Origin of the sequence: Rhodanobacter sp. FW021-MT20 (genome assembly GCF_041107475.1) — a bacterium.
Classification (GTDB): Bacteria; Pseudomonadota; Gammaproteobacteria; order Xanthomonadales; family Rhodanobacteraceae; genus Rhodanobacter_A; species Rhodanobacter_A glycinis.
The window spans coordinates 144,141-154,827 of the sequence record NZ_JBGBPX010000011.1 but is presented as its reverse complement, the minus strand read 5'-3'; the positions used below and the strand labels follow the sequence as shown (position 1 = coordinate 154,827).

General features: G+C 63.2%; 12 protein-coding genes and 1 pseudogene. 8 read left to right on the top strand and 5 right to left on the bottom strand.

The window, feature by feature from the left end; translation table 11 throughout:
• Window positions 1–220: pseudogene (locus AB7849_RS13040) on the top strand (hypothetical protein); the annotation flags it as partial.
• A 93-nt stretch (window positions 221–313) separates the two neighbouring features.
• Window positions 314–1,162 carry a hypothetical protein gene (locus AB7849_RS13035; RefSeq protein ID WP_139201706.1) on the top strand — a complete coding sequence of 283 codons (849 nt, stop codon included), beginning with the start codon at window positions 314–316 and terminating at the stop codon, window positions 1,160–1,162.
• 106 nt (window positions 1,163–1,268) lie between these two features.
• Here AB7849_RS13035 and AB7849_RS13030 read toward each other — a convergent pair whose 3' ends face one another.
• Complete coding sequence (locus AB7849_RS13030) at window positions 1,269–1,460, bottom strand: CsbD family protein (protein ID WP_008207441.1); 192 nt, start codon at window positions 1,458–1,460, stop codon at window positions 1,269–1,271.
• Between the two features lie 231 nt (window positions 1,461–1,691).
• Here AB7849_RS13030 and AB7849_RS13025 point away from each other — a divergent pair, with 231 nt between their 5' ends.
• The 3 genes from AB7849_RS13025 to AB7849_RS13015 all read left to right on the top strand — a co-directional run bounded on the left by AB7849_RS13025 (window position 1,692) and on the right by AB7849_RS13015 (window position 5,347).
• A complete protein-coding gene (locus AB7849_RS13025; protein ID WP_369501135.1) occupies window positions 1,692–3,902 on the top strand; it encodes a M3 family metallopeptidase in 2,211 nt (736 codons plus the stop codon).
• Between the two features lie 80 nt (window positions 3,903–3,982).
• Window positions 3,983–4,198: a DUF4287 domain-containing protein gene (locus tag AB7849_RS13020; RefSeq protein ID WP_008207449.1), complete on the top strand. Its 216-nt coding sequence runs from the start codon at window positions 3,983–3,985 to the stop codon at window positions 4,196–4,198.
• A gap of 186 nt (window positions 4,199–4,384) precedes the next feature.
• Window positions 4,385–5,347 (top strand): hypothetical protein, encoded by a 963-nt coding sequence (locus tag AB7849_RS13015; protein ID WP_369501134.1) that lies wholly within the window; start codon window positions 4,385–4,387, stop codon window positions 5,345–5,347.
• A gap of 112 nt (window positions 5,348–5,459) precedes the next feature.
• Here AB7849_RS13015 and AB7849_RS13010 read toward each other — a convergent pair whose 3' ends face one another.
• Window positions 5,460–5,999 carry a hypothetical protein gene (locus AB7849_RS13010; RefSeq protein WP_369501133.1) on the bottom strand — a complete coding sequence of 180 codons (540 nt, stop codon included), beginning with the start codon at window positions 5,997–5,999 and terminating at the stop codon, window positions 5,460–5,462.
• Between the two features lie 125 nt (window positions 6,000–6,124).
• Window positions 6,125–7,027 carry an AraC family transcriptional regulator gene (locus AB7849_RS13005; protein WP_008207455.1) on the bottom strand — a complete coding sequence of 301 codons (903 nt, stop codon included), beginning with the start codon at window positions 7,025–7,027 and terminating at the stop codon, window positions 6,125–6,127.
• 102 nt (window positions 7,028–7,129) lie between these two features.
• Between AB7849_RS13005 and AB7849_RS13000 the strand changes: the two genes are divergently transcribed.
• A complete protein-coding gene (locus AB7849_RS13000) occupies window positions 7,130–7,873 on the top strand; it encodes an SDR family oxidoreductase (protein WP_008207456.1) in 744 nt (247 codons plus the stop codon).
• A gap of 130 nt (window positions 7,874–8,003) precedes the next feature.
• Here AB7849_RS13000 and AB7849_RS12995 read toward each other — a convergent pair whose 3' ends face one another.
• Window positions 8,004–8,903, bottom strand: a complete 900-nt coding sequence (locus AB7849_RS12995; protein ID WP_008207459.1) for an SDR family oxidoreductase — start codon at window positions 8,901–8,903, stop codon at window positions 8,004–8,006.
• A gap of 42 nt (window positions 8,904–8,945) precedes the next feature.
• The gene (locus tag AB7849_RS12990; RefSeq protein ID WP_008207462.1) at window positions 8,946–9,227 is read right to left on the bottom strand and encodes a helix-turn-helix domain-containing protein; all 282 of its coding nucleotides are present in this window, start codon (window positions 9,225–9,227) and stop codon (window positions 8,946–8,948) included.
• A 162-nt stretch (window positions 9,228–9,389) separates the two neighbouring features.
• Between AB7849_RS12990 and AB7849_RS12985 the strand changes: the two genes are divergently transcribed.
• Together AB7849_RS12985 and AB7849_RS12980 are read left to right on the top strand one after the other, a co-directional pair.
• Window positions 9,390–9,878 (top strand): hypothetical protein, encoded by a 489-nt coding sequence (locus AB7849_RS12985; RefSeq protein ID WP_037097833.1) that lies wholly within the window; start codon window positions 9,390–9,392, stop codon window positions 9,876–9,878.
• Window positions 9,879–10,052: 174 nt separating this feature from the next.
• On the top strand, window positions 10,053–10,664 hold the full coding sequence (locus AB7849_RS12980; RefSeq protein WP_008207467.1) for an OmpH family outer membrane protein: 612 nt from the start codon (window positions 10,053–10,055) through the stop codon (window positions 10,662–10,664).
• The last annotated feature ends 23 nt before the right edge of the window (window positions 10,665–10,687 follow it).

Here is a 10,687-nt window from a genome sequence, read left to right as displayed (position 1 = left end):
GGACAAGCCTGCCCTCAACACACCGTCCACTGCAAGATCCGGCGGCGGACGTCAACCACACCAAACGCGAGAGAGCCCCCATCATCGCGGACAGGTCACCACCTTGTTCAGCCAGTTGGGCATCGATGTCGGCGTCACCGACCTGTCGGCCCTGATTCCGGAATGCGCGGATTGGATCGGCCATGACAAGACTGGATCCGCTGGCCTGGCATCAGGTTAGCGGTAGCCGGTGGAGCGGACGCCAGGGGCTACCAAAGCGAGGGGTACAAGTTGTCTAATGCCCGCTGGCAACGGACACATGGATGGGGGAGTCATGTTCGGGCTATTTCGCAAGGGGCCGTTACTCGACACCGAATTGAGCCAATGGCAGTTCGACTGCTTTGAGTGGCTGCTTCAACACTCCACCGCCAGTGGTAGCTCTTGGCGGCGACCACTGATCTTGCCCACGCCGCAGTTCTTTCCTCACGATGGCTCGAGCGGGCATGCGTTTGCAGAAATGATTTTCAATCGGGTGAAGATGCATGCGGGCATGGCGGATTGGCCATGCGTGCTGCAGTACCAGCAAGCCGACCCCAACACCATAGTGTCATCACAGGCATTCGTGCAGGGAGCGCCGGCATCACCGGCCGGGACATTTCGTGCGTTGAAGGAAGGTGGGGCCCTGATTACCTATAACCCCGAGCAGTTACGCGATCCCATGTCGCTGGTCGCCACCTTGGCGCATGAGTTGGCGCATTACCGCACGGTGGGGCTTCCGGAGCCGCCACCCGGCGGTTGGGAGGTTTGGGAGCCAGCCACTGATCTTGCCGCCGTATTTCATGGCTTCGGGATCTTTCTCGCCAACTCGTGCTTCAACTTTCAGCACTTCCGTCACGGCAAGGCGGAAGGTTGGCGCTGGCGGCAACAAGGCTATCTGACAGATGTTGAGGTGCTGCACGCGCACGCCATTTTTTCCGTCCTGCAGGGTATCGATCCAAGCGAAACGTTATTTCATTTGAAATCGGCCCTACGCGGTATCTTCAAGCGTGTGTACCGGGACGTGAGGGCGAATGAAGACGCCGTGCGGCATTTGCTGGCCACCGTGACAGCCAAGGCAGGATTGGCCCCGGTTGGGGCGAGCCCGTTGACTCCGAACGAGCCCGCCGGAGCGACTTCGTCGTAGCGACGCCTACAGGCAATCGGATTCTCCATCGTCGCCGCGAATGACGCCAATACTATGGAGGGACGCCATTCGCGGCACAGCCTTGCGGTACGACCTTCCGGCATACTCAATGCTTGTGCTTTTTCTCCGCCTCGCGCTGCTTGTCGGCGGCCTTGCCCACGGCATGCTGCAGCTTGCCGGCATTCTTCTCGATGTTGCCTTCGACCTGCTTGCCGATATTGCCGGTGACCTTGCCCACCGTCTCCTTGATGGCGCCTTTGACTTCGTGCTTCGTGCCTTCGGTACGATTCTTGTCCACGCGTATTCTCCGGGGGTTCGACTGCGTCATCGCAGACGCTTTCCGTTTTACGCAGATACCGGTAGCCACCTCGTGATGCAGGTGTGCGCAGCACGTTGACATGTTGGCGTTCATCCGGCGCGTATTCATCGTGGAGGGGGACACGCATCGTCGCGACCATGGCTTTGGTCATGGGTCCCTCGCGCGTCAATTGGTTAGGATCGGGGTTCGCCTACCGACGAGTCCGCACTGATGAAACATTCCCTCGCTCTCGCCATGGTCATGGTCCTTGCCGGTTCCATGTCTGCCTGTACCGATGCCACCGACACGGATGCCGATGCCGGCAAAAGCCGCGCCACGCAACCGCTGGCGCAAGCCGGCGCCGCTGCCGCGGAAGCCGGCAATCCGTTCTTCGTGGAAAGTCCGCTGCCGCTGCATTACCCGCAGTTCGACAAGATCAAGGATGGCGATTTCGCGCCGGCCTTCGATCGCGGCATGGCCGATCACCTGAAGGAAGTGACCGCCATTGCCGACAACGATGCGGCGCCTAGCTTCGACAACACCATCCTGGCGCTGGAGAAATCCGGGCAGATCCTGCATCGCACGTCCACCGTGTTCTTCAACCAGGTGGGCGTGGATACCAACGATGCGCGCAAGGCGATTCAGGCCGAGTACGCACCGAAGCTGGCGGCGCATCGCGATGCGGTGATGCTGAATCCGCAGCTGTTCGCGCGCATCCAGACCTTGTACGACACGCGCAATCAGCTGGGCCTGGATGCCGAAAGCGTGCGTTTGATCGAGCGTTACCACACCGATTACGTGCGCGCCGGCGCCAGGCTTTCGGATGCCGACAAGACGCACTTGAAGGAGATCAACGGCACGCTTGCGAAACTGGGCGCTAGGTTCAGCCAGAACGTGCTGGCCGAGGTGAACGATTCGGCCGTGGTGGTGGATACGAAGGAACAGTTGGCCGGCCTGACCGACGAACAGATCGGCGCCGCCGCCGAAGCCGCCAAGGCGCGCGGGTTGGACGGCAAATACGTGATCGCGCTGCTCAACACCACCGGCCAGCCGCCCGAGGCGCAACTGCAGGATCGCGCCGTGCGCGAACGCCTGTACCGGGCTTCGGTGGCGCGCGGCAGCCGCGGCAACGCGTACGACAACACCGCCATCGTGTCGCAGGTACTGAAGCTGCGCGCGGAGAAGGCGAAGATGCTCGGCTATCCCACTTACGCGGCTTACGTGCTGGCGGATGAAACCGCCAAGACGCCGGAGGCGGTCAATGCCATGCTGACCCAGTTGGCACCGCCGGCCGTGGCCAATGCCAGGCGCGAAGGCGCGGTGCTGCAGGCGATGATCGACAAGGAACAGGCCGCCAAGAGCCAGCCCACGTTCCCGCTCGAAGCGTGGGATTGGGCGTATTACGCCGAGAAGGTACGCGCCGAGAAATACGATTTCGACGAAAGCCAGCTGAAGCCGTACTTCGAGATGAAGAACGTGCTGGAGAACGGCGTGTTCTACGCCGCCGGCCAGCTCTACGGGCTGAGTTTCAAGCAGCGCACCGACCTGCCGGTCTACAACCCCGACGTGCTGGTGTACGACGTCTACAACGCCGATGGCAGCCAACTGGCGATCTTCATCGCCGACATGTATGCGCGGCCATCCAAGCGCGGTGGCGCGTGGATGAATTCCTATGTCGAGCAATCCGCGCTGACCGGCAACCTGCCGATCGTGGCGAATCATCTCAACATCACCAAGCCAGCCAGTGGCCCGACCCTGCTGACCTGGGACGAAGTGACCACCGCGTTCCACGAATTCGGCCACGCGTTGCACGGCATGTTCTCCAACGTGAAGTACCCGTACTTCAGCGGCACCAGCGTGCCGCGCGACTTTGTCGAATTCCCCTCGCAGGTCAACGAAATGTGGGCTGATTGGCCGAGCGTGCTGGCCAACTATGCCAAGCACTACCAGACTGGTGAGGCGATGCCCAAGGCACTGCTGGACAAGGTGCTGGCCAGCTCGAAGTTCAACCAGGGCTTCGCCACCACCGAGTATCTCGGCTCGGCCATGCTAGACCAGAGCTGGCACCAGGTCGGTGCGGACAAGATCCCCGAAGCCGATGGCGTGATGGCGTTCGAGGCCGCCGCGCTGAAAGCCAACGGCACCGACTACGCCGCCGTGCCGCCGCGTTACCGCACGCCGTACTTCAGCCACATCATGGGCGGATACGCGGCCGGCTATTACGCCTACATCTGGTCCGAAGTGCTGGACGCGAACACGGTGGAATGGATCAAGGCCCACGGCGGCCTGACCCGCGCCAACGGCGACCGCTTCCGCCAGGCCTTGCTGTCGCAAGGCGGCAGCAAGGACGCGATGCAACTGTTCAGCGATTTCGCCGGCCACGAACCGCAAATCCAGCCGCTGCTGGAGCGCCGTGGACTGGATGCCGCGACGGTGGATTGATGGTTTCGCCACTCGCCGTCCGGTTCGGGTGGCGAGTGGCGGCACTGCGGAGCCGGAAAGACATCACGGAGCACTTTCAGATGGCCATTGCTGCAACGACGAAGGGACCCGCATCCTATTTTCCTTCCATCGAGAAGACCTATGGAAAACCGGTGGCGCACTGGTTCAAGCTGCTGGACGGTGTTTCCGACAGGAAGCACATGGAGCAAGTCGCATTTCTCAAGACCGAGCACAAGATGGGCCATGGCCACGCCAATGCGCTGGTAGCCCACCATCGCGCGCAGCGCGACGGCTGACCAAAGTTCGTTGCGCGAGCCTGCCGGCAAAGACGTGACACCGAGGGGCCGTGCATCAAGGCGATGAATGTCGCCGAAAGTTATTGCGACTCGTTGCGCGCGCCCGTCACAATTCCGGCTTCGTCAGGGAGCGATGCCGCGCAGATCATGCAGCAGCTGATCAACCTATTCCTCGTGATCTTCGGTGTGATCGGCATCGGCATCGGTCTTGCCACATGGCGCGATGCTCCGGTGGTGGCATTGCTGTCGCTGGCGTCTGGTGTGGCAATGGTGGTGTTGGCGTATGTCAGCGACCGTCGCCGCGAGCAACGTCGGGATGCACGCAAGCGTGCCGTCATCCAGCGCAGCGTGGCCGAGATGTCCCGGCGTTCGTGGGGTGCGGGGGAGTCGTTGCAGGTGCGCGCAGGGGCTCGCCCCATACTGGCTGCTGTGCTTGTCACCGTGACGGGCGCCGGGTTGTTGTACGTGGGACTGACGGAAACAAAACTGGATGCGATGCCTTTCATCGGTATCGTGGCCCTTCCGCTTGGTTTGCTGCTGCTGGCACGCGCCGTGCCCAGTATTGGACATCCCGCGCTCGAGTTGACGGCACTCGGCTTTGCCACGCCACTGAATGGCAGGATCGCCTGGTGCCATGTTTCCGGTATCTGCCTGCACACGATCACCGGACGTGGTGGAACCGAAAGCTACTGGATCAGGTTCCGGGTGAACTCGTTCGCTCGTGCGGCACCGCGTATTCATTGGACCGATCGTCTGTTCGCGGCGTTCCATCAAGGTGCGCTGGCCAAGGGTGTGGTGAGTGTTGCATTGCCCAACGCGGAGCATCACCCGCAAGCGATATATGCCGCGGCACGACAGTTGTGGACCGAGGCGACGGGTCGCAACGATACGTGGAACCCGCTGCTGCCGGAGGCCTACAACAAGGCGCTGGGGCGGCTGGGCGAGATCAGCGAAAGGATGAGTGGGCAGACCTTGCGCGATCCACGAGAGGTGGCTCAGGATCAGGAACTGTTTGATCGCGATATGCAATTTTTGCAGCGTGAACAGAAGCGCCTGCTGAACCGTCATCGCTACGGTATTGCCATCATGCTGATGGCCATGGCATTGCTGCTGGTGTGGCCATGGATAAGGACCTGGTTGCGTTTCTGATTCCGGAATGGCGTTGCGAGGGCCACGTGCCTGCGCAAGCCGCGCCTGTTGTCCCGGCTGGCGCGCATGCTTCATGGAACCCGGCAGCATGTTGGCGCGCCGGGAGCCGTGGTCAAGCGTGGATTTCGCGTTCGATCCGTTCCCGCTCGAAGATGCCGCAAATCACGCCGAGGTCCGTGCTGGCGTCAGCATCCAGCACGAGCAGATGGCCCATCGTCGAACCTTCGAATGTCTTGCGGATATCGCCGATGCGCGAGCGCTGTACGTCGGAAAGACGCAGCGCCGGAACACGCTGGATGGGCGTCATGACATCGGCCACGGTGACGTTGCCGTGGCGACAGTTCAGATGGCAACCGGCGTCATGCAGAAATTGCACGGGGCGCGGCCCATGGATGTCGTGCAGCGTGATGATTCCGGCAATGTGCTCGCCTTCGGTCGCCAACAGGGTATGGGTTGCCGCATGGTGCATTTCGATCAGGGCATCGTCCAGGCGTTTGCCGGATGCGATGGATGCGGGCATGGTGTCGCGGAAGTCCGTCATGAGAAGCGTCGCGGAGTCCGATTCGGCCAACGCGTCGGGAAGCGGTCGAGGCCGGGAAGAAGCCGGCAGGGCAGCTTGCATCGGCAGAACCTGAAGTGGGCGATACATCATGGGTTTTCTCCATTGGCATGCGGCTGGCAAGACGGCGTCTTGCGGGGAGCAGCGGCCACCCCATTAGCCGGTCCGACCCCATCATTCGTCCAATGGATTGTCTCGATGAATTTTATAGGCGGAAGCTATGCATTGGCATATTCGCGTGCGTAACGCGATGGCGACAGGCCGACGTGGCGGGTGAAGGCGGTACTGAAGGTGCTGGCCGAGCTGTAGCCGACGCGTTCGGCGATGTCGGCGATGGCGTCTTCGCTCTTGCGCAGCAGTTGCTTGGCCAGCGCCATGCGCCAGGCGAGCAGGTAGGCCATCGGGGCGACGCCGACGGTGCGGCTGAAGCGCTCGAAGAAAGCCGAGCGCGACAGTGCGGCTTCCCGCGCCAGTTGCTCGACCGTCCATGCGCGGGTCGGCTGTTCGTGCATGGCACGCAACGCCAGCGCCAGTCGCGTGTCGGCCAGCCCGCGTACCAGTCCGGGTGAGGCGCTGGTACCGTCAGCGGAGCGCATGGCTTCGATCAGCAGCACTTCCAGCAGCCGCGCCAGCACCACATCACGGGCCGGGCGTTGCGCGCGCGATTCTTCACCCACCAGCTTCACCAGCAACGCCAGCCGTCGCTCGCCACGCACGTGGACGAGCTGCGGCAGCAGCGACACCAGCAGGTCGGCATCGGGCGAGTCGAAGCTGCAATGACCCACCAGCATGTGCATGTCGGTCGGGCCCTCCTGCGTGCCGATGCGGAACAGGCCATGGCCCCGTGCGACGGGCGTGGATTCGATGCCTGCCGCCGGCGGTTCGAGGCTGGACATCGCCACGCCGTGGGAGGCAGGGACCAGCGCGAAGTCGCCCGCCTGCAGTTCGATCGTCGCGTGTCCGTCGATCGTGGCGCGACAGCCGCCTTCCAGCACCACGCAGTAGAACGGTTGTCCTGCATCCGAACGACGGATGTGCCAGCGACCGGCGCCGACGACCGCTTTCGAAAACCGGGCGCTCGGCTGCAGCAGCGTGACTACGTCGGTCAGTGGATCGATCATGCCGGACTCTCGCCAAAGAAACATGGACGTTCGATTGTAGTGAGTACGGCGATGGCGGCCTATCGTCGGGTTTCCCCATCCACCCGTACCTGAGGAATCCCCATGCAGACCATCCTGATCACCGGTTGTTCGTCCGGCTTCGGCCTGGAGATCGCCCGCCATTTTCTCGACCGCGACTGGCGGGTGATCGCCACCATGCGCACGCCGCGCGAGGACGTGTTGCCGCGTTCCGAACGCCTGCGCGTGCTCGCGCTCGATGTCACCGATCCAGCGAGTATCCGGCAAGCCGTCGAGGCGGCAGGACCGACCGATGCGCTGGTGAACAACGCCGGCATCGGCGCCGGGGCACCCTTCGAGCTGACGCCGATGACGACGGCACGCGATGTGTTCGAAACCAACCTGTTCGGCACGATGGCGCTGACCCAGGCAGTGGTACCGCAGTTCCGGCAACGCAAGGCCGGCGTCGTGGTGAACGTGACCTCTAGCGTGACCTTGAGGGCTCTGCCGCTGGTTGGCGTGTACACCGCGAGCAAGGCCGCGGTGAACGCCTTCACCGAATCCATGGTGCTGGAACTCGAACCTTTCGGCGTGCGCGTGCGGCTGGTGTTGCCGGGGCGTTCGCCCGAAACCCGCTTCGGCGACAACGCGCGATCACACATGCATGGCATGGACCACCCGGCCTACGCCGAGTTGGTCGAAGACGTGCTGGCGCGGATGCGCGATACGTCCGGCCCGCTCACGTATTCGACGGATGTCGCACAGGCCGTGTGGCGCGCGGTGACCGATCCGTCGTCGCCCATGCGCATTCCCGCCGGCGAAGACGCGGTGGCCTGGGCTGCGGGCTGATCGTCGCGGGCTCCGCTCCAACGCGAACAGGGCAGGGCACGCGTGGCCCTGGCCTGTTCGAAAGCGGTTGCCGGAAGCTGGGCCATGCCATTCGACGGTTTCCGCCAGCAGCCCGGAAGACAGCGATGCCTCAGCTTGCGGCGACGCCGGAGTAATCCATGTGCTTGAGGTCGGTGATCAGGTCCGGGCCGGTGGGATGCCAGCCGAGCACCTTGCGGGTCCATGTACTCGATGCGAGCAGGTCCATGGCGGCAAACATGCCCATCGAGCCGAAATGCCCAGCCGCGTCTTCGGCGGAAATCGGTTTCACGGGTACGCCGAGGCCGGCGCCGATGACTTCGGCGATGGCGCGCACTGGAATGCCTTCTTCGGCAACGGCGTGATAGCGCGCCGGTTCGCGGCGCTCGATGGCCAGGCGATAGAGCCGCGCGACATCGAGCACATGCGCACTCGGCCAGCGGTTGCGTCCTTCGCCGACGTAGGCCGAGACGCCTTTCGCGCGGGCGATGGCCACCAACGGTGTGATGAGCCCCTGCTTGACCGTGTCGTGCACCTGCGGCAGTCGCATTACCGATACGGCGACACCGGCTGCCGACAGCTCTATCCCCGCCAGCTCGGAGGCGGAGCGGGGATTCGGATTATCCGTGTTGACGACGCTTTCGATGGCGGCCTGTCCGTCGCCGGGACTGCCCATGCCCGTGCCGGAGGTGATCAGCAATGGCCGGTTTGTGCCGATCAGCGCCGAGCCCAGCGCCTTGATCGCCTGGCGATCCTTTTCGCAGTTCGCGACGAAGTTCGAGAAGTCGTGATCGAAGGCGGTGTGGATCACCGCGTCTGCCTGCGCCGCACCGCTGCGCAGGCTTTCCAGGTCTTCGAGCTGGCCGCGATGCACCTCGGCACCGGCGGCGGCGAGCGCCCGGGCGCCGGCATCCGAGCGGGTCATGCCGAGAACCTGGTGACCGGCACCAAGCAGCTCGGGCACGATCCGCGAGCCGATGAAACCGGTTGCGCCGGTAAGGAAGATGCGCATGGGGAATCTCCGATGAGGGGTATTCCACGATGCGTCACGCCGTCACGCGGGAAAAGTAGTGGCGTTATCGGGGTATGGAAACCAACAGGATCGACATGCGATGCGGGCCGATATCGGGCTCAGAAAAAGTCCAGCATTACCTTGGAGCGTGGGCGCCAGCAGACAGATGTTGCACAGGGCGACATTGCGTACTCCGCGCTCGATGCCGCTGACGTAAGAGCGTGCCAGGCCGCTTTCCAGCGCGAGCTTTTCCTGCGACCAGCCGAGCGTTTTTCGCAGTCGGGCCAGGTGCTGGCCGAACAATTTCCGGGGGTCGTATTCCATGAATGCAACTATTTGATTATTTATGCGATTTTTAGGTATTTGCGCCCCTTCATGGGCGCGCATATAGTGGCTTGCCCAATAGTTACACGCTCTATGAGCTATGAGTTTCATTATGTGATGTAAGGCATTCCAGGCGAGGTGCATGGAATCAGGGGGTGGATCATGTTGACGGGATCACATGTGGCGCCGACGGCCAATGATGGCGCTTTCATTTCTGCAGAGATTTTTGGCGGCGATCACGCCGCGGCTACCAGCCTCGGCGAGTTGCTCGATCACTTGCTGGGCGGCGGGGCACGCATCCAGGCCGATGCCGGCTTGTCGCGCTTTTGCCAGCAACGGCTGGCGGTCATCAAGCATGGCGCCGAGGCGCAGTCGCTGGAATGCCTGCACGGCTTGCAGGCCATGTCGCTGGTACTGGGGGTCGCGCTGGAACACCCGCGGGACGAGCTGTCCATGCCGGTGCTGGCCGACGTGGCCTGGCATTTCCATGTCCAGTTGCACGCGGTCGAGCGCTGGAGGGAACTGGCCGAGAATGCCGCCGGCTTGCTCGAAAACCAGCGGGTGGCCGGCGATGTCGCCCATTGCTACGTGAGCTGGGCGCGCTCGATTGGCGAGTGGCCCGAGAGCGAGAACCCGGGGCCCGGGCAGTAGCCGGGGCCGGATCAGGATTCTGGCCATTCCGAGGGTGCCCGGAAGGGCGATGACGTGCCTGAACCATGGCTGCGCCGGGCATTCATCGGCGGCGCGCGCGCGAGTATGCTGGGGAACCGCCGCGCTTGCGTGCGGTCCACACCTACCATGTGCCCAGGAAATCGGAGTGTTCCCATGAATTTGCGTCGCCCCCTGCTTGTCGTCTCGCTGCTTGCCGCGGCCGGGCTTGCCGTTACTCCCGTGGCTCCGGTGCAGGCGGCGCCTGCGCAAGGTGCGGATGCGCTGGGCGGCAACCCGGTGCCGGGCGTATGCATGCTTTCGCGCGAGGCGGTGTTTGCCAACGCCAAGGTCGGCCAGGCTGCAAGCCGGCATTTGAAGCAATTGGCGGATCAGGCCAAATCGCAGTTGGATACCCAGCGCGCGCCGTTGCAGAAGGACGTGCAGGCTTTCCAGCAGAAGGCTCAGTCGCTCAGCGAAGCCCAGCGCAAGCAACAGGGTCAGGCCCTGCAGCAGCGGATGGAAGCGTTCCAGACCCAGGCGAGCGAACTCAATGACCGTATCCAGCTGACCCGTTCCAAGGTGATGGAGCGCATCGGCCAGGACGCCGAGCCGGTCGTCGCCAGCGCCTACAAGAGCCATCACTGCGGCTTGCTGCTGAACCGCGATTCGGTGCTGGGTGGCAACGTGCAGAACGATCTCACTGCGGAGGTCATCCAGGGCCTGGATCGCAAGATCACCACGATGAGCTTCAACCTGGAGCCGCTGCCGAAGCAGAGCGGCAAGTAAGCACTTCGCCGGGGCCTGACCAG